Consider the following 26483-nt stretch of genomic DNA (forward strand, 5'->3'; position numbering starts at 1 on the left):
GGTCAGGCCCCCACCCTGCGCATACCGCATAGCAACGGCATACCGCAGGGATCACCACCCGTCACCACCCGACGCCCACACGAAAACCTCAGTAGCTAGCCCAGCCTCAAACGATCTCGTCTGGTGGATCATGGTCTGGTGATACGTCGCCATGAACTGTCAGGCGTCGAGTGGGCCGTTGCTGCCGCGTGCGGCATCGGGACGGAAGCGGCTGGACGATCGGATGGTCCTGAAGGGGATCGTGAAGAAGTCCGGACTGGTCTGCCTGGCGGGATGTGTCCGAGCGGTACGGGTCCTGGGCCACGCTGCACATGCGGTTCCGCCGGTGGGCGCCGACGGCACCTTCGATCGGATGCTGCGGGCCGCCCAGGCGAAGGCGGATGCGGCCGGTGCCGTTGACTGGATGGTATCGGTCTCCACCATGCGGGCCCACCTCCGCTGTAGGCGAGGCGGCTGTGGTCGTCGATGGCGGAGTGGACGTAGTCGAAGCCCATACTGCCGCGCCCGGGCCGGGCGGCCTGGCGGCCGAGACCTTGTGGCCGCCGCCGTCGGGGATCCGGCCGAGTTTCTTGACGTCGACGTGGATCAGTTCGCCGGGCCGGTCGCGTTCGTAGCGGCGGATGACCTGGCCGGTGGGCCGGTCCAGGTGGGCCAGTTGGTTCAGGCCGTGGCGGGTGAGGATCCGGTGCACGGTGGAGGCGGGCAGGCCCAGGATCGGGCCCAGACGCGCAGGGCCGAGTTTGCGGGCCTGGCAGACCCGGGCCTCCACGGCCGCCGGGGTTCGATGCGGTGTGGTGCGGGGCTGGCTGGAGCGGTCGGCGAGGCCTGCCTCGCCCTCGGCTCGTCAGCGGCGGACCCATTTGTGGGCGGTGGCGCGGGAGATGCCCATTTCGGCGGCCACACGCGCGACAGGGCGACCCGCGCAGACACGTTCGACCAGCAGCCGCCTGCCGTGAACGGTCAGCCGGGCATTACGGTGGGACACGAAGACCTCCGGTGTCGTGCAGTCCTAGACAGCTCCACCACACCGGAGGTCTTCGCTTTGATCAAGCCCGGACCGGTGTCAACAACGCTCGTGATCAATACACCTAGCGGCCCGCGCGGCTTCACGATCACCGGCGGCAACACCAAAGAATGCACCCAGTTCACCGCCGATGGGCGGGTTGCTGGATGCGGTCCAGCACGGGCGGTGCTGGTCGGGGTCGGCCGCTACACGACACTGGAGTCCCTGCCGGGCGTGGCTAACATTCTCCCGGCTCTGGCGGCGCAACAGACAACGAGGTCAATCATGGCCGGGCGGTCCCATCACCCCCGGACCCGCCGACACTGCCCTCCCCGCCCACTACAGCAGTGCTTGAACTTTCGCCCTTGCCGCGTCATGCAGGGGCACGGCGCATTCCTGCGCGGCCGCACCACTGTGAACGGCAAGGCTGCCCCCAACAGCCTGCCCGAGGAGGATGGCGCGCTCCAGGTGCGCGGGGTCGTCCGCCACCATGCCCGGAAGGTTCCGGCCAGCGATGACGATCAGCGAGCCATGGTGGGCCCGCTCGTACCAGCGCGGTAGGAAGCTCAGCAGCATCCCCAGCAGGAGGTCTCCGTGTGGGCTGCTGAGTGTGAGTTTGTTGTCGACCAGGCGGGCCTGAAGGTCCCGGCCGGAGACGGGTTGGAGGTCGCGGAGGTCTATGGGCTTGCCGCCGTTGTCGGTGTAGACGGTGGTGCGCAGGTGGCCCGATTCCAGGAAGAGCCGCTCGGCCAGGCGGGCCGGTTGGAGGTGGTAGAAGCGGTGCGGGCCACGTGGCTCCTCGCGCACCAGTCCGGCGGTGCGGAGCACCGCCAGGTGCTCGGAAACCGCGGGCCTCCCAAGTTCGAACATCCCGGCCAGCTCACTCGTGGAGCGAAGCCCGAGCGCCGGCCTTCGTCGTAGCCTGAAGTTGTCCGTCCGGCCGGATCAGGCCCGACGGGGCCGATTAAGGCCGGGCGGGCCCATCACCACACCTCGGGGCCGCCGCCGCGCCATTCCACCGTCTCCGGATCGGTCAGGCTGATGCGGTCGCAGTCGACGCCAGCACAGCGCAGGATGTCGAGGAGGTCGGCCATGCGGTGGGCGGACCCGGCGTAGCAGCCGCAGACGGTCACGTTCCGGCGGCTGTCGATGGGCGGGTGCACGACCACGAGGGGCGGCTCGGCGGCGGGCATACGTCCAGCATGGCAGCGCGCTGGCGTCGGCCGCATGCTGGCACTGCGGTCTTTCCTGCCCTCAGGCGGGGTCGCGCGTCAGTGAGCGTTCGCTGCCGCCGCGTCCGAGCGGCAGCGATCCGCCGATGCGATGAGGTCGCTGCGCTTGAGGGCCCCGTCTCCCCCTCAGACCGCGGTACTCGCACGCGAGACAGGCCCCTACGCGGCGACGCGGAGGGGCCGTCTCTATGGCCGCCGCGCCCAGTAGTCCTGGAAGCCTTAGCCTCCAGGGCGCTTGCCCGATCCACGGACGCGGCGGCTACCGCTCGTCGGAGGCGGTTGGACGACCACTCGACTCGCTTCATCAGAGTGCCCCGGCTGTTGCCTGGACGCATCCTGAGAGGGCGGCCCCGCCCGGCTTCCCCTTGGCTCTGGCCGGGCGGGGCCGCTCAGACGCCCGCCTGGCCGTGCGGGGCCCAAGCTGCGGCCAGGTGGGCCCCACGGACGCGGCTCCGCCGCCCCGGGCCTCCCCCTCCTGCCGCGGGCTGGGCCGCTCATCACACTCATGCGCTGTCCGGCTGGCGGCCGCGTGCGGCCGGGGCGACGCTGGACCCTCGGCACCGAACGCCTCACCGTCGTGGACGCGCTCGCCGACCGCGCGGCGGATCTCGCCGCCTCCCTCAACCGGCACTTCGGCCCGGCCGTGCGGTCGTGGCCCCGGCCGGCGCGCTGCCCGCGCTCATGCCCGGCGCCGACGGCCTGGTGCACGCCACCCCCACCGGTATGGCCGCCCACCCCGGACTGCCGCTCCCGGCACGGCTGCTGCGCCCGGCGATGTGGGTCGCCGAGGTGGTCTACCGGCCGTTGGAGACCGAACTGCTGCGCACCGCCAGCTCGCCGCGGACGACGACGCGCTCGCCGCCGCCCAGTTGCGCAGGCTCACGGAGCTGGCGCAGGAGCACGGCATCAGGGTCGCCTACGAAGCCCTGGCGTGGGGACGCCACGTCAACACCTACGACCACGCCTGGCGCATCGTCCAGGCCGCCGATCACCCCGCGCTCGGCGTGTGCCTGGACAGCTTCCACATCCTGGCCCGGGGCTCGAACCCCGAGGGCATCGAGGACATCCCCGGCGAGAAGATCTCGCGGCGGTCGGCCATTCCCCGCAGGTGCCGTAGGGCCTTGTCCTGTCCGGCGAAGGGCAGGAGGACGGCGTAGCTGTACAGGGCGGTACTCAACGATCCGTACTCCCCTCGAGTGAGGCTGGTCTGGGACCTTGAGCTGTCCGCTGGCTCGTGTAAGGCGTCTGGGACGGGGAGCCGGCTCACGACCGGGAGGTCCGCGATGATTCGAAGGTGTTGCCGACGAGCCGCCCATGGTGGCGTCTACCTGGGATGGGTGTGGACAGTGCGACGGATCCCCCGCTGCTACCCGGCGACGCCGAGGTAGTTGCCCGCCACGCTGACCCGGGTGTCCGCGCAACACTGCTGCTCGCGATGAGTTGATCTGCGTGTCTGGGGTAGCCGCGCACCATGCGAATGAACGGGATGCATCTGGCCGTTCCTCATGACTACCTCGTCGGCACCGTGCCGCTCATCGTTGGCTTGGCGATGGTGATCATCCTCGTTTCGGCGGTGGCCGTCGGCCGGCGCATACGTAGAAGGCAGCCGCCTCCTGAGCAGCGGCCGCAGCGCGGTGCCACGTCCTGGAGTACCCGGAGCGATCACGAAGCCGAAGGCGCCCCTGTGCGCGAATGACGGGCCCTGTGCAGCAATCCTGCCGGGTAGTTCACCTAGGTGCCGCACCAGGCAATGTTCGCCCTGGTGACGACGGCACGTAGCCGACGGCCCTCGCCGTCATCGATATCGCGCACACGTACTCGCTTTGCCGCCCGGACAGGATGACCATCACGTGCCGCGGCACCCTCACTCCCTCACGCGGGCGCCGGGCAGCCGCATGCGGGCGGCGAGCAGGGCGGCATCGATGTGGTGCTGGTGGCCACGCACAGGGTGTACGAGACGGCCTCGAGCCGCCGGCTGTCCTGTGGGTCCTCACGGTTGAGCAGGTTGAGGGTCTGGTAGCGGTCGACCAGGTTGTTCAGGACGGCGGGGTGGGCCATCAGCATGGCGTCTCCTCAAGCGAAGCTCAAAGGCGCTGTTGATCCACCGTGTTCCCGGGCGGTGGCGGCACATGCCGCTCCTCAGGGCAGCGGCGTGCCGCCCGTGGCGTTGACGACCTCCGCAGTGATGTAACTGGCGCGCTGGGAGGCGAGGAAGACGTACGCTGGGGCCAGCTCCGCCGGCTGGGCGGGGCGGCCGAGCGGGGACTGCTTCCCGAATTCGGTGATGTCCGGGAGAGTCGCCGGGATCAGCGGGGTCCACACCGGGCCCGGGGCCACCGCGTTGACGCGGATCCCCTTGGAGGCGACCATCTGTGCCAGTCCCTGGGTGAAGTTGACGATCGCCGCCTTCGTCATGGCGTAGTCCAGCAAATGGGGGCTGGGCTTATAGGCCTGGACAGAACTGGTGTTGATGATCGAGCCGCCGGCGGGAAGGTGTTCGAGGGCCATCTTGGACAGCCAGAACATCGCGTACAGGTTGGTCTTGAGCACGCGGTCGAACTGTTCTGTGTCGATGACGCCGATGCCGTCCGGCTGGGACATCTGGTAGGCGGCGTTGTTGACCAGGATGTCGAGCCGTCCGAACTGGGCGAGTGCCAGATCGATCACCTCGCGACATTGATCCTCCTCGCGGAGGTCGCAAGACAGGGCGACGCCCTTGCGTCCGGCGTCCACGATGAGTCCGATGGTGGTGTCCGAGTCGGCCCTCTCCTCGGGCAGGTGCGTGATGAGCACGTCAGCGCCTTCGCGGGCGAAAGCGAGCGCGACGGCCCGGCCGATCCCGGAGTCGCCGCCGGTGATCACCGCGGCCCTGCCTTCCAATTGGCCGTTGCCCTTGTACGAGATCTCGCCGTGGTCGGGTGGCGGGTCCATAGGGCCGGTCCAGCCCGGATGAGGCTGATCCTGTGCGGGAAAGTCCGGCTGCGGGTGGCGGGTGACCGGGTCTTCATTGCGGGAGGTCATGGGGTTCCTCCGTCACTTCTTGATCGCGGCTCGCGGATGTGTTGTCGAATTCATTGGTGGCCTGTCAGGCCGGGGGCAACGGTCATTGCCTTTTCGTCTCTCTCCACGATCGGATCACGGGGCTCCTGCCCGAGTACGCGCACGCCATGCCGCAGGAGGTGGCGGGGTCGCGGCGACGAACCAGGCGGGACCCTGCCCCGACCATTGCCCGCGCCGTAACCCGGGCACTGTCAGTGGCCGGGGTTGGCATCCGCGCCACGGAGGTACCTGAATCACTCGCTGACCTGCGACGGCCGTACGACACAGCCCGAAAGGCGATCGGAGCTCACCACCGGACGACAAAGACTCTGGTACTGGAGTGGTCGGAGGAGCAGCGGGCCGAGAGCGCCGCGCGGGCCAAGTGGGAGGAGGTCGCGGCCGAATTTCGGGCGTACCAGCTCCGACTGCTCTATCGTGCTATTCCTTTCGCACGCTGTGCCGGCTGGTCCCGGCATCACCGTTCATCGGTTCCCCGCCGGGCGGAGACACGCCCAAGGCCCGTTGCGGAGCACCCGTTTGCCGACGGCGCCTAGAGGGCACGTGGCCTGGCCCAGATGCCGCGGTCCCGCACCCGTCGCACCTTGTACGAGCGGCCCTGCCCTTCCCACCCGGCGGGGTCGCCCCAGGGGTCACCACACGTCGGGGCCGCCCCCGCGCCACTCGATCACGTCGGGATCGGCGAAGTCGAACCATGCCGGATCGAACCCAGCGAGCCACAGGAACTGCTCCAGTTCCTTCATGTCGCGGGCACTTCCGTAGTACGTCCCGTTGATCGTTACCCTGCGGCCGTCCACGGGCGGATTGACGATGACGGACGGCTCATTGGTGGCCATAGGCTCAGCGTGTCTCGCGGGGGGTGCGGGTGCATCCTGGGAGTGCGGCCCCGCCACCCTCCTTCCTGGGACAGCATCCGGCGGGGTCGCCCACGGACGCGGTCCCGCCTGCCTTTCCTTGGCTCTGGTGGGGCGGGGCCGCTCAGACGCCCGTCTGGCGGTGCGGGGTTCATGCTGCGGCTGGGCAGGCCCGAGGACGCCGCCTCGTCGACCCTCACCGCACACTCGCGACGGGGCCGCTCTCAGTCGTATGCACACCCAGCTAGCGCCGATGCCCTGCCTGACTCAGCCTGGGTGCAATGCATGAGGGATCGTCCACTTCCCCCCGACGCCCGTCAGGCATGAGCCGGGCCCCTGTCGTGCGAGCGGCAGGGGCCTCGCAATGCTCCGCGTACAGGCGCATCCTGGATATGTGGCCCTGTCCACCGCTTGCCATGAGCTGCCCCCGGGGCAGGGCTGCGTATCTGCCCGCCCGGCCATGCGAGTGGTCCACGCGGCGGGCCGGACGGGCTCGAACACGCGGCCCGCGCAGTCCTCGGCGGGACCGCCGTCACTCGTATGCGTCTCTCCGCTTCGAGTGCAGGTCGAATCCGAGCGTCCACCTTCGACACGGCGGCCGTGCCATCCCGCGCCAGGGCATCGGCGAGCAGCGCATGCACCGCTACCCCTGCTCACTGGCATGTGCCGAAGGCGCTGTGGCCGTCTGAGTAGCGTCCGGATCGCTTCGGGATGCGTGTGAGGCGAAACGGCGGGCCACCTTAGTGGTGGCCCGCCGTGCGCCTGGAATGCCGCTCTGTCACAGCGCTTCGCCGCGGTGCAATTGAAGCGGCACGGCCCAGGCGTATGAAGAAGGGCCCCGTGTCGCCAGCGGGGCCCTTGGGCCGTGTCCGCAGAGGTGGCCGCAGACAACGGTGGTATGCCTGGTCGCGCTGTCTCGCGGCCGACGCGCCGCAGGATCACCGGAGGGCCACTCCCAGAGCCCTGTCGCGCGCGGGCCAACGCTCGTCGATGGCGGTAGGACGACCACCCGACTTGCGTTGCCGAGCGTGCTCCCACCAGGCATCCCCCGCATCCTGGGGCTGCGGCCCCGGCGTCTGCCTCCGTCGCCCAGGCCGTGCTCCAGCCCGGCTCGCAGCTCCGGGTTAGGCCCTTCTGGGTATGTGAGCGGTCTAGGGGAAGGGCCGCAGTGCTACCACACTGTCGGGCCGGCCTCGCGCCAGTCGACGACGTCACTGCTGTGCAACAAGTCAGCTATCCGCAGCGCGAGCCCAGCACGACGTACGAGCATGAGCGGGTCGCGGGGAGCGTGCGCGAGGCCAAGGATCTTCCCGTCGCACCGCACGCGGCGTCCACCGCTACCCGCCGGCGGGTACACGATCACACGGCAGTTCATGGGGGTAGCGTGACCCCAGCCCCAAGCAGCCGCATGCTGGTAGCGCGGCTCCGTCCGCGCGGGAGACGTAACAGGGCGGGCCGCCCGTCACTCGCCTGGGCCACCAGCTTGCGGCCCCGCGCAGCAAGACGTTCTTCGGGCGGGGGCTGGCCCCTGCCGGGCGAGAGGCGGGCCTCCCCAACATCTTTAGCGCGCGGCCACGAGCCTGTACGCATTCTGGAAGTGTGCTCCATCCCGATGCCTCCACACGCCCGCGGGACCGCCCGGGAAGAAGAGGCTCCCACCGCAGCGAGCTGCGCGGTGGGGGGCCTCGACGAGTTCCGAAAGCGGGCGCACCATTGAACTGCGGCCCCGTCTGCGTCCTTCCCTGACTAGATGATCGATTCCAAGGGTTAGTGGTCGTAGGCGGTCAGGGAGCGCAGGGTGGGCTGGCCGGTGTGGTGGTTGTGCCAGATCGCGGCGGTCAGGGCGAGGAGTCGTTGCAGGATGCGGACGGCCACGCCGCCGGGGGTGCGGCCGCCGTGCCGCTCCAGGTCCAGTTGGCCTTTGAGGGTGTCGTTGACCGACTCGATCAGCTGCCGTAGCGGCTTGAACAGCTGTGCTCCGGCCCGCTCGGGTTCGCCCTTGCGGGCCGGCCGCAGTAACCGCACGTCCAGTTCTGCCAGGCGCCGCTCGAACTCGCGACCGTAGTAGTGCCGGTCGGCTATCAGAGTCTGGCCCGGGCGGTCGGATGCCAGGTCGCCGTCGACGGTCAGCAGGTCCAGCAGCGTCTCGCGTTCGTCGGCCTTGGCGCCGGTGAGCGCGAAGCCGACGGGGAGCCCGTGCAGGGTGCACACCAGGTGGAGCCGCAGTCCCCAAAAATAGCGGCTGTGGCTGGCGCAGTAGCCGTATTCGGCCCATCCGGCCAGGTCAGAGCGACGCACGGTTTCCTTGGAGCGGCCGCATTCCACCGGCGTGGAGTCCACCACCCACACATCGTCGTTCCACAAGGCGGTATCGGTGGCCAGGATCCGGATCGTCAACCGGATCAGCTCGGCAGTCCGCCGTAGCCGCTTGTTGTAGCCGGGCTGCAATGGCAGGTACGGGAACAGGTGCCGCAGGCGGGTCCGGGCATGCCGTATCCAGCGGGCTTCGGAGGTGTAGCCGAGCAGGGCCTGCATCACCGCCAGGGTGACCAGCTCGGCGTCCGACAGCCGCGGGGCGATGCCCACCGTGGGCCGCCACGGCGCCAGATGCGGCGAATCCTTCAACAAGTCGTCGACACACACGTAGAGTGCAGTCGCGAGGGTGTCTATCTCGGTCGTCACACACTGAGAGTGGACACCCTCGCCTTATCTCGTGGCCGAACCCTTGGAATCGATCATCTAGAGGCGGGGGTCGCCCCGCAAGTGTCCGCCCGACTGGTCGTGTGAAATATCCACGAGCCCGGGCCCCAGCCGGGCGGACTCGACACCAGCGTGCTCGTCGACCAGCCCGACGGCCTGGTGCGCTGCGCGTGGGCATCGTCGCGCCGCCGGAGGCGGATGCGACATGCGGATCACGCCCACTGTGGTTTCGGCAGCTCCCGCGAGGTAAGGCGACCTCCCGGAGCGCCGCGATCTCTGCCCGTGCGGTGACTCCCCGAAGGGCCTTCGTCTTTCGGTGATCGGCGCCCTTGTAGATCGGGGCCCCCTCCCCTCTGGGCCCCGATCGGCGGCCATTCAACGACCGCGGGCAACCGCTACCAGGAAATACCTGACGGGAGATGATCCGGATGACTCATACGCGACCTGGTATCGACCAGCATCCCGATCTGCTGGAACTTCGAGACGATTACGAGCGGGCGACCGCTACCAACCGAGGCCAAGCGACGGAGGCCATGGGACTGGTCACCGGTACGTACCTGGCCGCTTCACCGTGGATCGTGGGCTTCAACGGTTTGTCGTCGATCACGGTCAGCACGCTCATCGCGGGCATCGCCTACGCACTGTTTATGGGTGGTGTAGGACGAGGCTTCGACCGCACCCACTCGAAGGCTTGGGCAGCCGCCATCATCGCCCTCTGGGTGATCATCTCGCCCTGGTGCGTCGCCGGTGACGTCAGCACAGCCCGCACCATCACCAACAACGTGATCGTCGGCCTGATCGGCCTCGTCCTCGCGCTTGCCGCGGCATCGATGCGTCCCGGCAGCCACCTCGACCGAAGCCAGGGCATGACCGAAAACCGCGCACGCGGCTTGGGCAGTTCCCAGCGGACAGGTGGGCCGGGACGGTGATCAGGGGCATCTGCCCCCCGACGTGCAAGGCCACACCTTCCCGCCGGTCCCGAAAGATTGCTCCGGAATCGGCTGGACCCGCTCCGGCCCGGGCCCCGCCGGGCCACGCGTCCCCGACCGATGTCGGGGACGGCCAGCACACGGGACCGGCTCTGCCTTGAGAGGTCAATGCCTCAGGAGCGACTACGGCTCACCACGTGTCGGCCATCCCCAACGCTTACGTCCCCATTAGGAGCGGTGGCCCGAGGCGCCGGGCCGCGCGCCGCCGCGGTCTCCGCGGCGGGAGCGCCTTGATGAAGTAGAGAAGGTCTTACCGCAGCGATCGCTTCATGATCCTCTGGGACCTGTCCCGTCAGTCGCGACCCGGGGATGCTGGCTTGTCGGTGCTCGGACCTACTATGCGGAGCATGACGCGGTATGTTAACGAGGATCTGCACGGTGCGGAGTTCCGCGAGTGCAATCTGACCGGGGCACGGCTGATCGGCGTCGCCATGCAGGATGCCGTGATCGACGGGCTCATCACCAACCTCGTGGTGAACGGTGTCGAGGTCACCGAGTACGTCGAGGCAGAGCTGGACCGGCGTCATCCGGTGCGGGTGCTGATCCGCTCCCAAGACCCGGCCGATCTGCGCGAGGCATCGCGTCAGCTCCATGCCGGCTGGGCCGCCACGATCGAGCGAATCCGCCGTACGCCCGGCATCGAGCGCCGCAGCGTGAACAACGAGTGGTCGGCGGTGCAGACGATGCGCCACCTGGTCTTCGTCCACGACTCGTGGTTCCGCCGCTGCTGCCTGGGCTCGACGGAGCTGTTCACGCCGATGGGCAACGGGACGACCGTCGAGCCCTACCGTGGAGCGCACGGGCTGGACCTCTCGCTCGATCCGGCCCTCGACGAGATCGTGAGCGTGCGTGACGCACAGGCCGCCGAGCTCGAGGCCTGGCTGGACGAGGTCACCGCTGTGCAGCTCGCAGCGCGAGCGCCGGTGCCCGACGACGATGTCTGGCCGCCGTACGCCCGGGGCCGCTCGGTGCGGCAGTGCCTCGGCACGGTGCTCAACGAGACCTTCGAGCACTACGGCTTCTGCGTCCGCGACCTCGACCTGATCGAGGCACAGGACGCCGAGTAGGGCCGGCTATGGACTCGAGCCAGCCGTGGGGTCTGCCATTGTCGGCAGTCGTCAAGCATGACCGGCGCAAGCCTCAACCGAGCTCCGACTGGCCTCAGAAAGCGAGGGGCCTGTACGCCATGGCTCGGTCGACGATCCGGTCCGCCGCCGACTTCGACACCCTGAACAGCGGGGCGAGCTGGCGCATGGTCAGGTTCGTGCGCCAGTACGCCGCGACCAGCAGTGCCGGGTCCTCCAGCGAAAGGCTCCACGGCCGGCCCTTGCGGATCGCGTCCGCGCCCTGGCGCCGCAGAATCGTCATCAGCTTCCCGAAAGCACGCGGGCGCAGCCCGGTGAACGGGGCTATCCGGGACGGCTAGCGTAAGCGATGCCGGCGATCAGCGTGCTCACCATGTGCGACCCGCCTGGCTTGTGTGGCACTGGAGGAGGAGAGCTACGCAGGCCCCCAGCATCCTGTTGGGGCCCTCAGGGCCGAGCCGCTGCACGGAAGAGGGCCGGAGCCGGTCCGACGAAGGCGGCGCAGATTCCTGAGGTCACCTCGGTGCCAACGGTGGTCTCGTAGGAACCCGTTCACCCATCCGGCCCGCTGCCACTCACCGAAGATTTTCTTTCCTGGCACGCGGAGATCAGCGGCGCCCACACTTCGGCCAAGGGCTACGCCGACCGCATGCCCTGGCTGACCACCTCCCAGCGACACGAGGTCGTACGGCTCTTTGTCGCCGACCGAGTGGAGCTGGTCCGCGACATGCGGACACGCATTGCGAGCGCAACAGAGCACTCCACGCCGAATACAACAGGCGCTACGAGGCCCTGCGTAACCGACTGCTGTCGTCGCCGTCGCCTTGGTGACCGCGACAATCTGTATTCCTGTGCCGCTCCTGGTGCTCTTCACCGGAGATTGACCCCACCGTGCTCCACTGGCTGGGGCCGCGGCCCAGACACACCGCTGCGAGCTCGCAGCTAGCCGAGGGCTGACCGGCGCCGTTGGCCAAGGCACTACCCAGTCAGCCAGCCCGTGAGTCAGCCGCCGCGTCGCTGGTCATCGCTTTCCTGGCGCAGTTGCTCAGCATGCCGGGTGAGGGCGTCGACGCGTGCGGCGACGTCCGGATGTCCGGGCTGGAGGTGGTCGCGGGTGGCTTCGAGGGGGGCCATCAGGCGCGCCGCGTCGTCGTGGGCGAGGGCTGCGTCGATGTCGGCGACGGCTGAGCGGGCGCCGGGAGGGAGGTCGGTCAGCCCCGTGACGTGAGCGGCCAGGCGGCGCAGGTCAGCGGCGTTGTCGCGCGCCCAGGCCGTGACGATGCGGTCGGCGGCACGGCGGTCTCGGGTCGCTTTCACGCGCTCCTCGCCCGTGCTGCCTGCTGCTCCCGGCTGGAGGCGCAGGTAGCGGCGTTCGGCGGCCTGGCGGCTGGCGACCCCGAGAGGGCCTGCCAGGTCGGCCCAGCTGGCGCCGGCGGCTCGGGCGGTTTCGATCAGGCCCCTCTCCCAGCCTGCGAGTTGCTCGCGTACCTCCCGCAGGAGCATTAGCGAGGCGAGGGCCTGTCCCGCGTCGTCAGCGGACGCGGGTGCTGGTCTCGCGTATGCGGCACGGGCCTCGCGCAAGGCGCGGTCGATGGCACTGAGAGCGGTTGCTGCGGCCTTGCGCGGTACGGGGTCGATGTCCTCGGCATGCCTCGGTTCGGGGGGCTCGGCAGCGTCCATCGGGATCGCTCCTTCCGTCATCCGCTTGACGACACAAGATTTGTCATCACTTGGATGACATGCTACAACGGAAGACAGGTGAAGCGCATTGGCAGCCACTGCCCGAACACTTGGAGGTGTTTCACGATGTTGATGCGCACCGACCCGTTCCGTGAGCTGGACCGTCTGACCCAGCAGCTCCTGGGGACGTCCGGTACCTGGTCGAGGCCCTCGGCCATGCCGATGGACGCCTACCGCGAAGGCGACCACTACGTGATCGCCCTCGACCTTCCCGGCGTGACCCCGGACGCGATCGACATCGACGTCGAACGCACCATGCTCACGGTCAAGGCCGAACGCCGTCCCGTCGCCAAGGCCGACGACGTGCAGATGGAACTGTCCGAACGGCCCCTCGGCGTCTTCTCACGGCAACTCATGCTCGCGGACACCCTGGACACCGAGCACATCGAGGCCGACTACGAGGCGGGAGTCCTGACCCTGCGCATCCCGATCGCCGAGCGGGCCAAGCCCCGCAAGGTCGCGATCACGTCCACCGGCGACCGCAAGCAGATCAACGGCTGACCCGTGAGCCGGGCGCCCGCCCCGGCGTGCAGGCGGCGGAGGACGGACACCGTTCCCCTCACCTCGGTTCCGTCCTCCGCATCACCACGAGGGGGAATCGTGGCCATGCGACCTGAGGCGTTCCTGGCACAGGTCCAGGAACGCGGCGAATACTCCACTCCGCAGGAGGCGGACCGGGCGGCCCGCGTCGTACTGGGACTGCTCGGCGCACACGTGGTCGGCGAGGAACGCGCCGAACTCGCGGCCCGCCTGCCGGAGACCTACGCACTCATCCTGCTCAACCCACTGCAGGCCGTCGAGCCGCTGGACGCCGAACGATTTGTGCGGGCCACCGCCGCCTGGATCGAAGGCGCTACCGAACAGACCGCTCGGTGGGACGTCGGCGCAGTCCTCAGCGTGGCCGCCGACGAGGCCGGACCAGACCTGCTGCGACGACTACTGCTCCAGTTGCCACCCGGCTACGACCTGCTGTTCGGCCACCTCGAGCCGGCCTGACCTGCCAAGGGGCGGGGCGCGCCGCTCCCGTCCCACAGCACCGCACACAAAGAGAAAGGCACCCCGATGTCCCCGCAGCGCCAAGCGGCCGCCCACGTCTCGGCGATGACGTTCGATGCGATGGTCGAACAAGTCCGCTACGAGGGCGCCTATCCAACCCACGACCGGGCAGAGCAAGCCGTTCGTGAGGTGCTGGCCGGCCTGGGACGGCAATTGATCGGCAACGAACGCGTTGCCCTCGCTGCCCGGCTTCCCATCGAGGCCGCACTTGAGCTCACCGCCCAAGTCCCCCGCACCGAACCGCTCACCGGCTTCGAATTCGTCCGCGACCTGGCCGGCCGGACCGGCGGAACACCCGCCACGGCACGCTGGGACGCCGGGACCGTGTTCGCGGTACTCCGGCGCTTGGCCGGGGAGGACCTGGTCAGCAGCGTCCTCGCACAGCTCCCCAACGGGTACAGCTTGCTCTTCGGACGTGCCGAGCTAGCTCCGACTGGGTAACCCGGTCTCCCGGTCCTCGTGGCGCGAGGCCCGGGAGTAGGCGCCGTCAGGGGAGCAGGCGCGAACCGGCTGGTGTTCTGGGGTGATGAGTCCGCTCCCTCAGCAAGGGCGAACTGTACGACCGGGCTACCAAACAGAAGGTCCCGGCCGGTCCAAGGTGAACCGGGAACAGCTCATCGATGCCCTGGCCAAGGCCTCCTGACTGCCGCCGACGCACCTGGCCCACGGGTCCTGCTGCGCTCCGTCGCTGTGGGTCGCGGAGCCCCCCTGGTGCCCCTGTGGGCTGTCTGCCATCGGCGCTTTTGTTGGGTCGCTCCATGGCTTCTCTGCTCGTGCCGAGCCGTCCGTTGATCGTTGGGAGAGTCGATTCCGGGAGGGGTCGATTCCGGGATGCCCCGAGATCGGACCCCTGTGACGTCGTCGGGCGTCCCGGCGCCGTGAAAACCGTTCGATCAGGACGCGGACGGCCCGATGTCGCCCTTCTCCGCCAGTTCCGTGAGGAAGTCGTGGCAGCGCGCGGCACGCTCCGAATCCTCGCGCATCACGCCTTGGAAGAAGTCTGCGATCTCGGTCTCCCCGGCGTTCTTGGCGTCACGGACGTACTGTCCGTAGTCGTGTCCTGCCTTCAGAGAGTGGTACTGGACTGACACCAGGTCGTACGCGACGTCCTGGAATCCTGTCTCACCTGTCGCCATGGTTCTCCTCCGTTTCTTGCGGGCACCCCACGCCTGCCCATGCGAAAACGGGACAAACGGTCCACTCACTGCCTTCCCACCACCTTCCGGCCGACCAAGTGAGGCAGAGCGGTCGGCGCACCGGAGCCCGGGCCGCCGACCACACCACGGCGAGCCGGCCCTCTCCTCCGGTCAGGACCTCGGCCCATGCCCTCAGTGACGGCTGCGGGAGGCTACCACCGCGTCCTTGGCCCGGTCCAAAAGTGAGGCGAACGGGCCCATCACCCATTGCGCTGTCGTGGATCCGGCGACCTTGGGATGCGGGTGTGTGGGCGCCATGGAAAGGACCGACTGCAGGTGGTAGCCCATGGTCCTCAATTGGTCTTGGTCACAACCGGCGAGCACGGCGGGGAACTCCAGTTGTTCCTCCCGTTCGGCATGCTTGATGACGGCTCGTTCGAAGTAGGCGAACTTCGTGTCGAACTCGGCGCTGTCGACATCCATCGTCTCAAGTTCGGCCAGTGTCTCGCTGGCGAATTTTTCCTCGAGGTTGCGTGCCTCGACCTCTGCCTCACCGGCGGTGCGTTTGGCAACCGGTCGCAGGATCATCTCCTCGGCGGTCTCGTGGACGGCGAGTGTGGCGCGGAGCTTGTCGAACCACTGCTGCCTCTCACCGCCCCGCGTTTTCTTCACGTTCGAGAACAGGTCCCGGATGTGAGCGTGCTGCTGCAATAGGATGCGTACGACATTGCCACCCGGCAGGTCGTCTGCTTGTTGACGTTCCGTTTTCGCGTCGCCCATGGCTCTCCACCCGCTCACGTAGCCTCGGTCCATTTCTCGAGCCCACCCAATGGAGCACCTGACCGCAACGAGCTGCCCCAAACGAAACGCCTACTTGTCGGGCCTCCTCTGCTGAGAAGCAGTAGCACGTTCAGCCCACTGACAGCCCTGCGACCAGTACCCCGTCCGCAGTCGCAGGCGGCGGTTGACGAACGCGCCCATGACACGGCGGCGACTGGTCAGCGTCACCAGCGGAATCAGCGCGAACGGTCGGGCGTATCCCTGGTGGCGGCTGACATGCTGGGGACGACACCGGCGAGAGAGGCAGGGCGGCATGCAGTGGGAGGTCCACGGTGAGAGGCCGATCTACGAGAACCCGTGGGTGAACCTCTGGCTGGTGGATGTGCAGCAGCCTGACGGCCGGCGCTGGGAGCACCACGCGGTGAAGCTGCGGCATCTGGCCGTCGCTGTTGTGGTGGACGACCAAAAGCGGGTGTTGATGATGCGGCGGCACCGCTTCATCACCGACACCTGGGCGTGGGAGCTCCGATGGGCCTGGTCGAGGCCGGAGAGACCCCGGAGCAGGCTGCTGTCCGTGAGGTGGAGGAAGAGACTGGCTGGCGTGTGAAGGCGGCTCAGCCGCTCATCTATGCGCAGCCGGCGAACGGCATCACGGATTCGGAGCACTTCGTTTTCCGTGCCGAGGCGGGCACCTACGTGGGGCCCCGACGGAGGTCAACGAGACGGATCGGATCGAGTGGATCCCTATGGCCGACATCCGGGGCATGATCGACCGGCGGGAGATCGTGTCCAGCGGCTCCCTGATCGGGGTGCTGTACCTGCTGCTCGATGAGGCCACGAAGGGTTAGGCGAACGCCTCCCGCATCTTCGCTTCGAAGGCGATCACAGGAGGTTCCCCCGCGCGGGGGGCCAGGCGGGCGTGGAACTCGTGCACGTGGCCGACAACGCGCGGGGAGTTCACATTGGTGGCCAGGTCCAGGGCCATGCCGGCGGTGGAACAGGCGCGGTCCAGAGACTGGTTGTGTAGCTGGGTGGTGGCCAGCCAGAAGGCGTGGAAGGCCCGGCTGCGCTGTTGGTCGCGGTTCTCGCGGCGCAGGCCTTCGGCGATGAGCGGTTCGGCTTGGCGGTGCTCGCCGAGCTGTGCGCGGGCGGTGCCGGTGTCCACGATCAGCTTGGTCTCGTCGAAGTAGCGCACCCACTGGGGCGCGTTGGTGGTGTCGGGCCGTTCGAACTCGGCGTGTGACCGGGCGAGGGCCCGGTGGTAGTTGTAGGCGGCGCGCAGCGTGGCGTGGGCGCACCGGCCGTGCCGCCGTCCGGCCTGCCTCGATGACCAGTTCCTTCACCGAACGGGCAGGCCTGGGGTATTTCAGCCCCGGTGGCCGGCCGGTCCCGCAGTACGCCTCGGTGACCGGTGCCGCATCGCCCGGCTGGGCGGACAGCGTGCTGGAGATTCCCACCACGTAGTGCATGCCCCGCGCATTCAGGCCGAGCCGAAAAGCCGCGGCATCGCCGTATCCGGCGTCCGCGATCGCCAGCGGCACATCGATCCCCCAGGAGCGGGTCTCATCGGCCATGTCCAGAGCCAGCTGCCACTTCTCCACATGCCCGACGTCCTCTGGGATTCCGCAGGCCGCGCGGCGTGCGACCTTGTCCGGGTCCGCCTTCGGCGAGGAGGGATCCCAGGACGGGGGCAGGAACAGCCGCCAGTTCACGGCCGCCGAGGCATGGTCACGGGCCAGATGGAGCGAGACGCCCACCTGGCAGCTGGTGACCTTCCCGGCGGTACCGGTGTACTGCCGCGACACACACGCCGAGGCGTTTCCGTCCTTCAGGAAACCAGTGTCGTCAAAGACCAGCACAGTGGGCCGGATCACCGATTCCATCTTCCACGCCAGACGAGCCCGGATATGAGCCGGATCCCAAGGGCTGGTGGTGATGAAGTGGACCAGCGCCTGCCGGTTAGAGAAGTAGGACGGCCCGCACCGCCTGAGTGTCGCTGCATGATGTCGTCACTGCTGACCGTCATGGCGCCGGGGGTTCGGTGATCAGCGCCAGGAGGCCGGCGATCTCGTGGTCGGACTCGGCCGGATGGCGGAACATGGCGCCGGGGACAATCTCGTACCGGTTGCGCCGTCCCTCGCGGGACCGGACCAGGTATCCGCCGTCCTCGAGGTCGGAGACGATGCCCTGCACCGTGCGCTCCGTGAGGCCGCTGGCGGAGGCCACATCGCGGAGCCTGATGCCAGGGTCGCGGGCGATCATGATGAGGACTCGCGCATGACTGGTGAGGAAGGTCCACTTCGGCTGGTCCCGGTCCTGTGTGCCTTCGTCCATGCCTCCCATCATGCGCTTTCCCTTTCCGGTTTATCAACCCACGAAAAATATTTCGTGATTCAATTGACGTGCATCGCTGGTCTGGGCATCATCACGGGTGGCAGGAAGTCCCCTGGTGGAGCAGCGGGAGTCCACGATGGCGCGGCCGGATCACACCCACGAAGACGGCGGCTCTGCCCCGGACCCCTGGGCGCTGCCCGCCTATCTGCCTCCCGGAGGCACGCGGAGCTTCGCCAACCGGGCCACGCTGAGCCTTGTCGCGCGCGGAACGGACGGAGCGATGGCGGTGATCACCGGGGAAGTTGACGCGAGTTGCGCCGCGGACCTGGAACGCTGCCTTATCGCGGCCGTGCGGGCACATCCCGAAGGCCTCGAGTTGGACCTGTCCGGCGTCACCTTCTTCGACTGCTCGGGCCTCAACGCACTGCTGGAGGCCAGGACATTCGACGGCCACGGCGGCGGCAACCTGACGATCAAGGTAATGAGTCCGCACGTCGCCCGCGTCCTCGACCTGACCGAGACCCGGGCATTGCTTACCCGTTGCCGCTGACCTCCGCCCAGCGACGCCGGCGGAAGCTGGTACGCGGGGGCTGCCAAACTTGAAGGTAACCAGCCTGGCTGGTGGATACCCTATGTAGCCCACTTGTCAGCATGTGTGCGACAGAAAGTTTGAGGGTCTCGCGCGGAGCTGGACCGTAGGAAGGAGTCAGTGTCGTGAGCTCCACCTACACTGACGTACAGCGATTTGCCCGGACGGTGTCGACATCGAACAGCTGAGCCTGATCGCACCTCAGCGCGGAGGCCCCTGCGCGGACGTCCGGCCAAACGGTACGGGCTGACCACGAACACCACCACCGAGCCGCCGACGTCCGCGGTCGCCAAGGACGCCCACTGGGCCGCGAAGATGGCCCGGCTGCGGGCACGGAAGCTGCCCGAGCGGACGATGTCGATCTGTGACGACCAGACCGCCAGGGCCGCCGTCACCGACGCGGCCCTGTCCCTGGCCAAGGCCCGCGCCGCGGCGCTGGCCGAGTGCACCCATCAGGGCATCTGGGAGGACCGGCGCCAGGCGTGGGTGGCGTCCAACCCGCAGGTCCTCGCCGCCGACGCGGCCCTGACCGCGGCGCAGGACACCCTTGCTGAGGTGACGCTGACCCTGACTTTCCGGGCACTGCCCCGGCCAGCTTGGGAGCAGCTGGTGCGCGACCACGCGCCCACGGAGGCGCAGGCCGACAAGGGCATGGAGTACAACGACGACACCTTCCCCGCGGCGCTGATCTCCGCCTGTCACGTCGAGCGTGACGCCGACGGAGCGGAAGTCGACGGCATGAGCGAGGCCGACGTCCAAGAGCTGCTGGACACCTGGCCGGACGCCGAGGCGAAGGCCCTGTTCACGGCCGCCCTGGTCATCAACCAGACGATCCGAGCGGACCTTGGGAAAAGGCTGACCTCCGACCCCGGATTCCGCGCGGAGATGGAGCTGTGCCACTCGTACGGCATCCCGCACTCGCAGTTCACGGGGGCCGGTGACGGCCGCTGGACGGTGCGGTGCAGTAGACAGCTCCACCACACCGGAGGTCTTCGCCATGATCAAGCCCCGCCCGGCGTCAACAACGCTCGTGATCACTACAACTAGGTGGTCCGGCTGCTGCTTACCGCCTGACTAGAGCGCGGGGAAGCGCGCCCGCATCCGCGCAGCACCGGCAACCCCTGGAAGCCCGGCACAACGCTCACGACCGGCGCCGTCCGGCGGCCCGGTGCCGCCGAGGGTAATCGTCCTCGCATCTTGCGACGGTTCGGCTTCCACGTGCGCCGCGCGGAGGTACCTGGTCACGACAGGGTACGCCGTGGCCGAACCGCCCGGACCAGGGCGCAAGGATCAAAAGCGTCCGGGACCGGGGATTGAGACGCTATGGCAGCTGGGGCCTCTGCTACTTCGTCGAGGAGGGCACCTTCCGAGGGTCACGCGGCGCGCCGGCTTTCGCCTGCTGCATCTGCTCGCCCGATCCGTCCGTTCAGGGCACCCGGCTCGCCTGATCGGACGACTTGTGTCGCGCTCTCGCTGCTACCACCCCGGAGGGCGGTAGACAGCAAGGTAATGCCGCCGAGCCACCTGTGAGAGAGACGCCATGGCCGCCGACGACGCCCGTGCCTCCGGACGCCATGAGACCGAGGAAGAACGCGCGGATCGCAAATGGGCCGAACTCATCCAGGAGGTGCGCGTCGCCCAGACCGGCGTGCAGATCCTCTTCGGTTTCCTGCTGACGGTGGTGTTCACTCCCCGCTACGCGCAGTTGCAGCACGCGGACAAGGTCATTTACATCGTCACCGTCGCCCTGGGGGCCTCGGCCACCGGCGCCCTGGTCGGACCGGTGTCCTTCCACCGCCTGGTGTCGGGGCTGCACATCAAGCCGCAGACAGTGCGATGGGCCTCCCGCGTGACCTTCGTGGGTCTGATCCTGCTTCTCGCCACGATGACAGCGGCGCTCTTGCTGGTGCTGCGCGTGGCCACGGACGCCCCCTTCGCCCCGTACCTGGTCGGCGCGGTCCTGGCCTGGTACCTCGTGTGCTGGTTCGTCCTGCCCTGCTGGGCACGGGTTCGCTTCGCAGGTCACCGGCATAAGTGAGCGAACGGGTCCGCTAGCGGGTGGGCGACTGACGAGTCGCAACCTCCCTACGCAAGCGGCGCTTTGACGGGTGTGAGGGCGGTGAAGGCGTGGCGCGCCTTGACCCCTCCCCCGCGCCTTGGTGGCAGGGAGGTCATGGTGAGGACGTCGGCGACGGCGGGAGCGGGTGGCTTTGCCGACGTCGGCTTCTCGGGGCCACGGAAGCCATTGAGATGCCTAATGAGGGTTAATGCGTGATGCGGCCGGGGCTCGTGACGAGGCCGGTGCCGATGAGGCAGCCGGTGATGATGGTGGGCCGGTACTGGATCTGGCGTAGGCCCCGGCGCACTGCGGTGACCAGTTGCGTGTAGTCGGAGAAGGCGATGTTGGCCAGGCTGGTGCGTCGCAGGCTGGACCAGATCCCTTCCACGGGGTTGAGGTCGGGTGCATAGGCAGGCAACTGGAATACCGTGAGCCAGTCCCGGGCCGTGGTCCAGGCGCGCATCGCGCGGCTGAGGTGCAGGCCGACGTTGTCCCAGACCAGCACGATCGGTCCGCCGAGCTGGGTGTGGGCGGCGGTGAGCAGGTCTCGTAAGTCCTTCCAGGAGAAACCCTTGCGGCTGTCGGCCCGCCGGTCACCGGTGTGCCGGAAGACCAACCGCGGCCGCTGACCGGGCTTGTAGCAGCACAGAGCGGCCACTGACAGGTGGCGCCTGCTGCCGCCGTTGACCCGGATCACCGGGGTGACGCCTGTGCGGGACCAGGTGCGGGCGGTGTGCGGCGTCATCGAGAACCCGGCCTCGTCGGCGAAGACGGTCCAGGCGCCGAGCGCCGCCGCGGTGGTTCCACGGCCGGCCAGGTCTCCTTCACCCACGTCGCGACCACCGCATCCTCGCGCTGCACCGCCCTGCGAGCCGGCACCTGGGGCGACCAGCCGTGCCGGTGCAGCAACAGACACACCCCGGGCGCGGTGTAGCTCATGACCTATCGGGTCACTGCTCGGCGCACGTACCAGCAGGAGCCTGCCACGTGACCTCTTCACGCGCCGGCCCCCACCGGTTGGCTTTGATCACGTCCACCGGACCCTACGACCGCGCGGCACGCCGCTACGAACGCAACCTTGTTCTCTACGCAACGCCGACCGACCCGCCCACTTCGCCCAAGCCCGCACGACCGGCTGGGCAAAGCGGCCCCGCCTGCTGTGCGCGACGGGGACAGGAAGATGGAGCCCCAGTATCAGGATGCGCCGCGGCGGTGTCCGGGTCTTCCTGCTCGAGCGAGGGGCCGGATAGTGGTGTTGCCGCTCTCACAAGGGGCAGGCCAAGCTGGGCAGCACGATCTGGCCGCGGTGCTGTCGGACAATTTCACTGCGTTCGGCTGCCAGCATCACAAGGCCTACCTGCGGGACGCCCAGTTGGAGCCACCACAATGAGCTGCTTACCAGCCATGGCGACCTTTGCGAGTAGGCAGTTTCCTGCTGAGCGTCTGATCGCTGGAGAGCCCCGTGCTCGGGAAAGCACGTGGCCGTGTTGGCGGACCGTACCAGTCATGGTGGCGGGAGCGGTGTCCCGGCCTCGACGCCCAGCGGGACTTCGTCCGCTGAGCAAAGGTGGGTGCCCATGTTGCGCTCCATCATGCGCAGTGCAGCGTCGGCCAGGTCGCGATGGATGTGGGCGACAGCGTCACTCGCGACGGTCGTCGGCAGGTGCCGGACGTGCGCGTCGAGTGCCGAGTACAGCACGCACTGCTCGGTGACCTGCCCGCACAGCACGAGATGGCCGACGTTCCGCCGGTCCAGGAGGTACTCCAGCGGGGTCTGGAAGAAGATCGAATGCCGGGCCTTGACGACGAACAGAGAGTCGGCATCGGGCTTGACCGGTTCGACCAGGTCGGCATGCGGACCGGCGAGTGCCATGTCGAGGATCTCGTCGTGATGGGAGCGCCAGCGTCCGTAATTGTCGTTGACGTAAATGACGTCCACACCGATCTCGCGAGCGCGTGAGATCAGCCTCCGTACGCCGGGGAGCGCGTCTCGCACAGATGGCAGCAGCAGTTCGGCGTCCTCGTGCTCATACGTGTTGATCATGTCGATCACGACGAGCGCGGTCGTTTTCTTGTCGTGCATTTGTTGCGGACCTCGATGGTTGCCGTGTCAGGCGGTCACTCCCCGGCGGCGTGCTGGGCCCGTACGCGGGGAGTGCAGAAAGCTGCGGACAGGGTCGTTGTTCCAGCATGCGGCCATCGAGACTGCATCGCAGGCTGGAGAAGTGGAATGCCGAGTGATCGTCTATCCGCCTTCGGAATGCGGCGGGCGCCGGGGCCGGCTGGGTGAGCGCATCCCTGGCCTGGCCCACGGGCCCAGGGACATTCTCGTCTTGCTGCGGCAGGCTGGCCTCAGGCGCCGAGTCAGGGACCTCCGGGAAGGGGAGCTGGTCGAATGGCGGGGCGGCGGCCCTGATCTTTGGTGATGGGCGGGCGGCGCGCCGCGCTGCCCAGCGCGAAAGGGCCTCGGGGCGGAAGGGCCTTGGGGCGGCGGGCTCTTCTCTGGATGGCAGGGATGGCAAACGGTACCCAGCGGCGGATCCGCACCATAGTTTGTATCGACCACCGATCCGCCGGTCGGGCCTGCCCGGGGGACCCTGGGCCGCCGGTGATCCCTCCGCTGGGTCAAGCGTCGCGTCGCTGGTCGTGGCTGTCCTGGCGCAGCTGGTCGGCGTGCCGAGTGAGAGCGTCCACGCGCGCAGCTATCTCCGGATGCCCCGGCTGCAGATGGATGCGGACGGCCGCAAGGGGGGCCATCAATCGAGCCGCGTCGTTGTGGGCGAGGGCCCCGTCGATGGCGGAGCGGGCCGCGGGGGGAAGGTCGGACAGCCCGGTGACGAGAGCGGCCAGGCGACGCAGGTCGGCGGCGTTGTCGCGCGCCCAGGCTGTGACAATACGGTCGGCGGCGCGGCGGTCGCGTGTGGCCTTCACCCGCTGCTCCCCGGTACTGCCCGCTGCTCCCGGCTGCAGGCGCAGGTAGCGGCGCTCGGCAGCCTGGCGACTGGCGACCCCGAGAGGGCCTGCCAGGTCGGCCCAGCTGGCGCCGGCGGCGCGGGCGGTCTCAATCAGACCCCTCTCCCAGCCGGCGAGCTGCTCGCGCACCTCCCGCAGCAGCATCAGCGAGGTCAGCGCTTGTTCTGAGTCGTCACCTGACATGGCCGCCGACGCCGTATCCGCGGCGCGGGCCACACGCAGAGCCTCCTCGATGGCTGCGAGAGCGGTCGCGGTGGCCAGGAGCGGCACGGCTCGACCGTCGTCGGCGGCCGCCGACGGAGAGGGGTCGGTGGCATTCAAGAGGCAATCGCTTCCTTCCATGTCATCCACTCGACGACTCGAAGTTTGTCATCGCTTAGACGACATGGTACAAGAGAAGACAGGTGAAGCGCATTGGCAGCCACTGCCCGAACCCTTGGAGGTGTTTCACGATGTTGATGCGCACCGACCCCTTCCGGGAGCTGGACCGTCTGACCCAGCAGCTCCTGGGGACGTCCGGCACATGGTCGCGGCCCTCGACCATGCCGATGGACGCCTACCGCGAAGGCGACCACTACGTGATCGCCCTGGACCTTCCCGGCGTGACCCCGGAAGCGATCGACATCGACGTCGAACGCAACATGCTGACGGTCAAGGCAGAACGCCGTCCCGTCGCCAAGGCCGACGACGTGCAGATGGAACTGTCCGAACGGCCCCTCGGCGTCTTCTCACGGCAGCTCATGCTCGCCGACACCCTGGACGCCGAGCACATCCAGGCCGAGTACGACGCCGGCGTCCTGACCCTGCGCATCCCGATCGCGGAGCGGGCCAAGCCCCGCAAGATCGCGATCACGTCCACCGGCGACCGCAAGCAGATCAGCGGCTGAGCCCTGAGCCGGGTACCACCCGGCACACGCAGTTGGCGGCGGAGGACGGAAAACCGTTCCCTCCCTCCTCGGTTCCGTCCTCCGCGTAACACAAGGGGATTACCGTGGCCATGCGATCGGAGGCGTTCCTGGCACGCGTGCAGGAACGCGGCGAATACTCCACTCCACGGGAGGCGGACCAGGCGGCGCGCGTCGTGCTGGCCCTGCTGGGTGCACACGTGGTGGGCGAGGAGCGTGCGGAACTCGCCGCCCGACTGCCGGAGACCTACGCGCTCATCCTGCTCAATCCGCTGCAGGCCGCCGAGCCGCTGGACGCCGAGCGGTTCGTGCGGGCAACCGCCGCCTGGATCGATGGCGCCACCGAACAGACCGCACGCTGGGACGTCGGCGCCGTCCTCAGCGTGGCCGCCGAGGAGGCCGGACCGGACCTCCTTCGCCGGCTTTTGCTGCAGTTGCCCTCGGGCTACGACCTGCTGTTCGGTCACCTCGAGCCGGCCTGACCCTCGCGACCGTGGGGCGGGACACGCCTCCTGCCCCACACCACAACAAGAAGATGAAAGGCGCACCAATGTCCCCGCAGCCCCAAGCGGACCTCCGCACACCGGCGATGACGTTCGACGCGATGGTCGAGCACGTACGCTACGAGGGCGCCTACCCAACCCGCGAACGGGCCGAGCAGGCCGTCCGTGACGTGCTGGCCGGACTCGGTCGGCAGCTGATCGGCGAAGAACGCGTCGCCCTGGCCGCCCGGCTTCCTGTCGAGGCCGCGCTCGAGCTCACCGCCCAACTCCCCCGCACCGAACCGCTCACCGGCTTCGACTTCGTCTGCGACCTGGCCACCCGCACCGGCGGCACGCCCGCCACCGCACGCTGGGACGCCGGCACCGTTTTCGCGGTTCTCAGTCGCCTGGCCGGGGACGACCTCATCAACCGCGTTCTCGCACAACTGCCAACCGGGTACGCCTTGCTTTTCGGCCGGGCCGAATTGGCGCAAACCGCATAACGGCGGCCGCAATCGGCCCTGCCGGCAATTCACCCCTCCCACGCGCAACCCCTGCGGTCTGAGCTCGTTGCGCACTGGTGAAAGACCGCCAGCAACCGCTTGGGGACAAGGGGCATCGCATTGCGACAGACCCAGTACCTACACCGAATCGGGCATTCCGCGCTGAAGACTTGCGACACCGCCTGCGACAGCGAGCCGAGCAAGAACTCGCCCAGCGCCTCAGTACGTCGGTACTGCTGCCAGCACAGATGGATACCTCAGGGCGCGGCGAGCCGGCACCGCCCACGGCGGTAGGAGGCGCGCACCCGGTCTAACACCATGGGAGGACGCGCCGCCGCGAATCCGAGCTCCACAGCGATCGTCCCGGGGAGCCGCGGGAAAGGGTTGGCCCCACCCTGCTCTTCGAAGGGCGGCCCCGCCTGCGAAAGCCCTGGAAGGAAGCGGCGGAGCCGCACTTCCAGGATGCACCCTGCCCGGGCCGACAGCACATCCGATGCTCGAAGTAGAGCGGCAGATTCCTTCGAAACCCGCACGTCCGGCGGTGCCCGGAGACAGCGATGGGCGAGCGCCGCGAGGGTTTTCCGCCGCGCAACCAGGTGCCCCAGGGCGTCTCGGCGGGCCCGACACGTGCGCAGTATCGGCGGGCGTGCAGCCAGACAACGATGGCGTCCGGCGAGACCAATGAGGCCGCAATACTGCAAGGATCAGCCGCCCCGCGCGACGAGCAACCTGTCTCCGCCCAGCTAGCTGCGAGGTGGCCACCCAAGTGGGCCTGCCTGCATTGCGAGTAGCCACGGACGGGCTCAGTTGCACGTAATCACCACCAGTGAAACCGGCTCGATCGTTGACCGACGCTTGGAGGCGGGGGGGGGCCCCCCGGGGGGCGGGGGGGCGCCCCCCCCCCCCCCCCCCCCCCCCCCCCCCCCCCCCCCCCCACCCAACCCCCCCCCCCCGGCCGCCCCCCCGCCCCCCCCCCCCCCCCCCCCCCCCCCCCCCCCCCCCCCCG

General features: G+C 68.7%; 27 protein-coding genes and 7 pseudogenes. 15 read left to right on the plus strand and 19 right to left on the minus strand.

The annotated features are described in order from the left end of the window. Positions 1 to 437: 437 nt before the first annotated feature. From ACFYYN_RS42265 to ACFYYN_RS42275, 3 genes and pseudogenes are all read right to left on the minus strand, one after another. A pseudogene (locus ACFYYN_RS42265) lies at positions 438 to 985 on the minus strand (leucine zipper domain-containing protein); the annotation flags it as partial. 357 nt (positions 986 to 1342) lie between these two features. Further along, positions 1343 to 1891: pseudogene (locus tag ACFYYN_RS42270) on the minus strand (ArsR/SmtB family transcription factor); the annotation flags it as partial. Between the two features lie 95 nt (positions 1892 to 1986). After that, on the minus strand, positions 1987 to 2196 hold the full coding sequence (locus ACFYYN_RS42275; protein ID WP_500550031.1) for a hypothetical protein: 210 nt from the start codon (positions 2194 to 2196) through the stop codon (positions 1987 to 1989). A 586-nt stretch (positions 2197 to 2782) separates the two neighbouring features. Between ACFYYN_RS42275 and ACFYYN_RS42280 the strand changes: the two are divergent. Both ACFYYN_RS42280 and ACFYYN_RS42285 read left to right on the plus strand, forming a co-directional pair. Then, positions 2783 to 3066, plus strand: a pseudogene (locus ACFYYN_RS42280) (shikimate dehydrogenase); the annotation flags it as partial. Positions 3067 to 3068: 2 nt separating this feature from the next. After that, positions 3069 to 3317: pseudogene (locus ACFYYN_RS42285) on the plus strand (sugar phosphate isomerase/epimerase family protein); the annotation flags it as partial. On the opposite strand, the gene ACFYYN_RS42290 reads toward ACFYYN_RS42285, so the two are convergent. Beyond that, the gene (locus ACFYYN_RS42290) at positions 3224 to 3412 is read right to left on the minus strand and encodes a hypothetical protein (RefSeq protein WP_500550062.1); all 189 of its coding nucleotides are present in this window, start codon (positions 3410 to 3412) and stop codon (positions 3224 to 3226) included. The pseudogene ACFYYN_RS42285 and the gene ACFYYN_RS42290 sit on opposite strands and share 94 nt — an antisense overlap. Positions 3413 to 3721: 309 nt before the next feature. Between ACFYYN_RS42290 and ACFYYN_RS42295 the strand changes: the two genes are divergently transcribed. After that, complete coding sequence (locus tag ACFYYN_RS42295; protein WP_500550059.1) at positions 3722 to 3931, plus strand: DUF6479 family protein; 210 nt, start codon at positions 3722 to 3724, stop codon at positions 3929 to 3931. A gap of 176 nt (positions 3932 to 4107) precedes the next feature. On the opposite strand, the gene ACFYYN_RS42300 is transcribed toward ACFYYN_RS42295, so the two are convergent. The 4 genes from ACFYYN_RS42300 to ACFYYN_RS42315 all read right to left on the minus strand — a co-directional run bounded on the left by ACFYYN_RS42300 (position 4108) and on the right by ACFYYN_RS42315 (position 8828). Beyond that, positions 4108 to 4299, minus strand: a complete 192-nt coding sequence (locus tag ACFYYN_RS42300) for a DUF5133 domain-containing protein (RefSeq protein WP_500550032.1) — start codon at positions 4297 to 4299, stop codon at positions 4108 to 4110. Positions 4300 to 4374: 75 nt separating this feature from the next. Then, on the minus strand, positions 4375 to 5256 hold the full coding sequence (locus ACFYYN_RS42305) for an SDR family oxidoreductase (protein ID WP_500550033.1): 882 nt from the start codon (positions 5254 to 5256) through the stop codon (positions 4375 to 4377). Between the two features lie 668 nt (positions 5257 to 5924). Continuing rightward, the gene (locus tag ACFYYN_RS42310; protein ID WP_500550034.1) at positions 5925 to 6128 is read right to left on the minus strand and encodes a hypothetical protein; all 204 of its coding nucleotides are present in this window, start codon (positions 6126 to 6128) and stop codon (positions 5925 to 5927) included. 1785 nt (positions 6129 to 7913) lie between these two features. Further along, positions 7914 to 8828, minus strand: coding sequence for an IS982 family transposase (locus tag ACFYYN_RS42315; RefSeq protein WP_500550035.1), 915 nt, complete (start codon positions 8826 to 8828; stop codon positions 7914 to 7916). Positions 8829 to 9265: 437 nt separating this feature from the next. Here ACFYYN_RS42315 and ACFYYN_RS42320 point away from each other — a divergent pair, with 437 nt between their 5' ends. Beyond that, the gene (locus ACFYYN_RS42320) at positions 9266 to 9775 is read left to right on the plus strand and encodes an SPW repeat protein (protein WP_500550036.1); all 510 of its coding nucleotides are present in this window, start codon (positions 9266 to 9268) and stop codon (positions 9773 to 9775) included. Between the two features lie 407 nt (positions 9776 to 10182). Beyond that, on the plus strand, positions 10183 to 10902 hold the full coding sequence (locus tag ACFYYN_RS42325) for a DinB family protein (protein WP_500550037.1): 720 nt from the start codon (positions 10183 to 10185) through the stop codon (positions 10900 to 10902). Between the two features lie 127 nt (positions 10903 to 11029). On the opposite strand, the pseudogene ACFYYN_RS42330 reads toward ACFYYN_RS42325, so the two are convergent. Together ACFYYN_RS42330 and ACFYYN_RS42335 are read right to left on the minus strand one after the other, a co-directional pair. After that, positions 11030 to 11248, minus strand: a pseudogene (locus tag ACFYYN_RS42330) (helix-turn-helix domain-containing protein); the annotation flags it as partial. 674 nt (positions 11249 to 11922) lie between these two features. Then, positions 11923 to 12600, minus strand: a complete 678-nt coding sequence (locus ACFYYN_RS42335; RefSeq protein WP_500550038.1) for an HSP18 transcriptional regulator — start codon at positions 12598 to 12600, stop codon at positions 11923 to 11925. Between the two features lie 126 nt (positions 12601 to 12726). Between ACFYYN_RS42335 and ACFYYN_RS42340 the strand changes: the two genes are divergently transcribed. From ACFYYN_RS42340 to ACFYYN_RS42350, 3 genes are all read left to right on the plus strand, one after another. After that, complete coding sequence (locus tag ACFYYN_RS42340) at positions 12727 to 13161, plus strand: Hsp20/alpha crystallin family protein (protein WP_500550039.1); 435 nt, start codon at positions 12727 to 12729, stop codon at positions 13159 to 13161. Between the two features lie 99 nt (positions 13162 to 13260). After that, positions 13261 to 13656 (plus strand): DUF2267 domain-containing protein, encoded by a 396-nt coding sequence (locus ACFYYN_RS42345; RefSeq protein WP_500550040.1) that lies wholly within the window; start codon positions 13261 to 13263, stop codon positions 13654 to 13656. Between the two features lie 66 nt (positions 13657 to 13722). Then, positions 13723 to 14157, plus strand: coding sequence for a DUF2267 domain-containing protein (locus ACFYYN_RS42350; protein WP_500550041.1), 435 nt, complete (start codon positions 13723 to 13725; stop codon positions 14155 to 14157). 452 nt (positions 14158 to 14609) lie between these two features. On the opposite strand, the gene ACFYYN_RS42355 is transcribed toward ACFYYN_RS42350, so the two are convergent. Together ACFYYN_RS42355 and ACFYYN_RS42360 are read right to left on the minus strand one after the other, a co-directional pair. Beyond that, positions 14610 to 14852 (minus strand): acyl carrier protein, encoded by a 243-nt coding sequence (locus ACFYYN_RS42355; protein WP_386996547.1) that lies wholly within the window; start codon positions 14850 to 14852, stop codon positions 14610 to 14612. Positions 14853 to 15044: 192 nt separating this feature from the next. Beyond that, positions 15045 to 15632: a hemerythrin domain-containing protein gene (locus ACFYYN_RS42360; protein ID WP_500550042.1), complete on the minus strand. Its 588-nt coding sequence runs from the start codon at positions 15630 to 15632 to the stop codon at positions 15045 to 15047. A 313-nt stretch (positions 15633 to 15945) separates the two neighbouring features. On the opposite strand from ACFYYN_RS42360, the pseudogene ACFYYN_RS42365 reads away from it, so the two are divergent. Beyond that, positions 15946 to 16480, plus strand: a pseudogene (locus ACFYYN_RS42365) (NUDIX hydrolase). On the opposite strand, the gene ACFYYN_RS42370 reads toward ACFYYN_RS42365, so the two are convergent. The 3 genes and pseudogenes from ACFYYN_RS42370 to ACFYYN_RS42380 all read right to left on the minus strand — a co-directional run bounded on the left by ACFYYN_RS42370 (position 16477) and on the right by ACFYYN_RS42380 (position 17966). Next, a complete protein-coding gene (locus ACFYYN_RS42370) occupies positions 16477 to 16914 on the minus strand; it encodes an NsdA family TPR-like regulatory protein (RefSeq protein ID WP_500550060.1) in 438 nt (145 codons plus the stop codon). The pseudogene ACFYYN_RS42365 and the gene ACFYYN_RS42370 overlap by 4 nt on opposite strands. Next, positions 16907 to 17593: pseudogene (locus ACFYYN_RS42375) on the minus strand (IS701 family transposase); the annotation flags it as partial. The pseudogene ACFYYN_RS42375 and the gene ACFYYN_RS42370, both read right to left, overlap by 8 nt. Positions 17594 to 17654: 61 nt before the next feature. After that, complete coding sequence (locus ACFYYN_RS42380) at positions 17655 to 17966, minus strand: helix-turn-helix transcriptional regulator (RefSeq protein WP_500550043.1); 312 nt, start codon at positions 17964 to 17966, stop codon at positions 17655 to 17657. 115 nt (positions 17967 to 18081) lie between these two features. Here ACFYYN_RS42380 and ACFYYN_RS42385 point away from each other — a divergent pair, with 115 nt between their 5' ends. The 3 genes from ACFYYN_RS42385 (at position 18082) to ACFYYN_RS42395 (ending at position 20593) form a co-directional block, all read left to right on the plus strand. Further along, entirely contained in the window at positions 18082 to 18516 is a 435-nt protein-coding gene (locus ACFYYN_RS42385) for an STAS domain-containing protein (protein WP_500550044.1), read from the plus strand. A 354-nt stretch (positions 18517 to 18870) separates the two neighbouring features. Continuing rightward, positions 18871 to 19602 carry a hypothetical protein gene (locus ACFYYN_RS42390; RefSeq protein ID WP_500550045.1) on the plus strand — a complete coding sequence of 244 codons (732 nt, stop codon included), beginning with the start codon at positions 18871 to 18873 and terminating at the stop codon, positions 19600 to 19602. A gap of 493 nt (positions 19603 to 20095) precedes the next feature. Continuing rightward, the gene (locus tag ACFYYN_RS42395; protein WP_500550046.1) at positions 20096 to 20593 is read left to right on the plus strand and encodes a DUF6328 family protein; all 498 of its coding nucleotides are present in this window, start codon (positions 20096 to 20098) and stop codon (positions 20591 to 20593) included. 226 nt (positions 20594 to 20819) lie between these two features. Here the strand turns inward: ACFYYN_RS42395 and ACFYYN_RS42400 are convergent, their stop codons facing one another. The 4 genes from ACFYYN_RS42400 to ACFYYN_RS42415 form a co-directional block, all read right to left on the minus strand. Beyond that, on the minus strand, positions 20820 to 21446 hold the full coding sequence (locus ACFYYN_RS42400; RefSeq protein WP_500550047.1) for a transposase: 627 nt from the start codon (positions 21444 to 21446) through the stop codon (positions 20820 to 20822). Next, a complete protein-coding gene (locus ACFYYN_RS42405) occupies positions 21356 to 21553 on the minus strand; it encodes a helix-turn-helix domain-containing protein (RefSeq protein ID WP_500550048.1) in 198 nt (65 codons plus the stop codon). Before ACFYYN_RS42405 ends, ACFYYN_RS42400 begins: the two co-directional genes overlap by 91 nt. A gap of 565 nt (positions 21554 to 22118) precedes the next feature. Then, positions 22119 to 22697, minus strand: a complete 579-nt coding sequence (locus tag ACFYYN_RS42410; protein ID WP_500550049.1) for a cysteine hydrolase family protein — start codon at positions 22695 to 22697, stop codon at positions 22119 to 22121. Between the two features lie 542 nt (positions 22698 to 23239). Then, a complete protein-coding gene (locus ACFYYN_RS42415) occupies positions 23240 to 23908 on the minus strand; it encodes an HSP18 transcriptional regulator (protein ID WP_500550050.1) in 669 nt (222 codons plus the stop codon). A 131-nt stretch (positions 23909 to 24039) separates the two neighbouring features. On the opposite strand from ACFYYN_RS42415, the gene ACFYYN_RS42420 reads away from it, so the two are divergent. The 3 genes from ACFYYN_RS42420 (at position 24040) to ACFYYN_RS42430 (ending at position 25477) form a co-directional block, all read left to right on the plus strand. Beyond that, positions 24040 to 24474, plus strand: a complete 435-nt coding sequence (locus tag ACFYYN_RS42420; RefSeq protein ID WP_326570002.1) for an Hsp20/alpha crystallin family protein — start codon at positions 24040 to 24042, stop codon at positions 24472 to 24474. A gap of 104 nt (positions 24475 to 24578) precedes the next feature. Next, on the plus strand, positions 24579 to 24974 hold the full coding sequence (locus ACFYYN_RS42425) for a DUF2267 domain-containing protein (RefSeq protein ID WP_500550051.1): 396 nt from the start codon (positions 24579 to 24581) through the stop codon (positions 24972 to 24974). Between the two features lie 107 nt (positions 24975 to 25081). Next, the gene (locus tag ACFYYN_RS42430; protein WP_500550052.1) at positions 25082 to 25477 is read left to right on the plus strand and encodes a DUF2267 domain-containing protein; all 396 of its coding nucleotides are present in this window, start codon (positions 25082 to 25084) and stop codon (positions 25475 to 25477) included. Positions 25478 to 26483 lie beyond the last annotated feature (1006 nt).

Source organism: Streptomyces sp. NPDC001902 (assembly GCF_042891295.1).
Lineage (GTDB): Bacteria > Actinomycetota > Actinomycetes > Streptomycetales > Streptomycetaceae > Actinacidiphila.

Bases quoted from the DNA above. Each gene is read 5' to 3' on its own strand.
- ACFYYN_RS42275 (WP_500550031.1), bottom strand. From the start codon at position 2,196: ATGCCCGCCGCCGAGCCGCCCCTCGTGGTCGTGCACCCGCCCATCGAC.
- ACFYYN_RS42295 (WP_500550059.1), top strand. From the start codon at position 3,722: ATGCATCTGGCCGTTCCTCATGACTACCTCGTCGGCACCGTGCCGCTC.
- ACFYYN_RS42300 (WP_500550032.1), bottom strand. From the start codon at position 4,299: ATGCTGATGGCCCACCCCGCCGTCCTGAACAACCTGGTCGACCGCTAC.
- ACFYYN_RS42305 (WP_500550033.1), bottom strand. From the start codon at position 5,256: ATGACCTCCCGCAATGAAGACCCGGTCACCCGCCACCCGCAGCCGGAC.
- ACFYYN_RS42310 (WP_500550034.1), bottom strand. From the start codon at position 6,128: ATGGCCACCAATGAGCCGTCCGTCATCGTCAATCCGCCCGTGGACGGC.
- ACFYYN_RS42320 (WP_500550036.1), top strand. From the start codon at position 9,266: ATGATCCGGATGACTCATACGCGACCTGGTATCGACCAGCATCCCGAT.
- ACFYYN_RS42325 (WP_500550037.1), top strand. From the start codon at position 10,183: ATGACGCGGTATGTTAACGAGGATCTGCACGGTGCGGAGTTCCGCGAG.
- ACFYYN_RS42335 (WP_500550038.1), bottom strand. From the start codon at position 12,600: ATGGACGCTGCCGAGCCCCCCGAACCGAGGCATGCCGAGGACATCGAC.
- ACFYYN_RS42340 (WP_500550039.1), top strand. From the start codon at position 12,727: ATGTTGATGCGCACCGACCCGTTCCGTGAGCTGGACCGTCTGACCCAG.
- ACFYYN_RS42350 (WP_500550041.1), top strand. From the start codon at position 13,723: ATGTCCCCGCAGCGCCAAGCGGCCGCCCACGTCTCGGCGATGACGTTC.
- ACFYYN_RS42355 (WP_386996547.1), bottom strand. From the start codon at position 14,852: ATGGCGACAGGTGAGACAGGATTCCAGGACGTCGCGTACGACCTGGTG.
- ACFYYN_RS42360 (WP_500550042.1), bottom strand. From the start codon at position 15,632: ATGGGCGACGCGAAAACGGAACGTCAACAAGCAGACGACCTGCCGGGT.
- ACFYYN_RS42380 (WP_500550043.1), bottom strand. From the start codon at position 17,966: ATGGACGAAGGCACACAGGACCGGGACCAGCCGAAGTGGACCTTCCTC.
- ACFYYN_RS42390 (WP_500550045.1), top strand. From the start codon at position 18,871: ATGGCCCGGCTGCGGGCACGGAAGCTGCCCGAGCGGACGATGTCGATC.
- ACFYYN_RS42395 (WP_500550046.1), top strand. From the start codon at position 20,096: ATGGCCGCCGACGACGCCCGTGCCTCCGGACGCCATGAGACCGAGGAA.
- ACFYYN_RS42405 (WP_500550048.1), bottom strand. From the start codon at position 21,553: ATGAGCTACACCGCGCCCGGGGTGTGTCTGTTGCTGCACCGGCACGGC.
- ACFYYN_RS42410 (WP_500550049.1), bottom strand. From the start codon at position 22,697: ATGCACGACAAGAAAACGACCGCGCTCGTCGTGATCGACATGATCAAC.
- ACFYYN_RS42420 (WP_326570002.1), top strand. From the start codon at position 24,040: ATGTTGATGCGCACCGACCCCTTCCGGGAGCTGGACCGTCTGACCCAG.
- ACFYYN_RS42430 (WP_500550052.1), top strand. From the start codon at position 25,082: ATGACGTTCGACGCGATGGTCGAGCACGTACGCTACGAGGGCGCCTAC.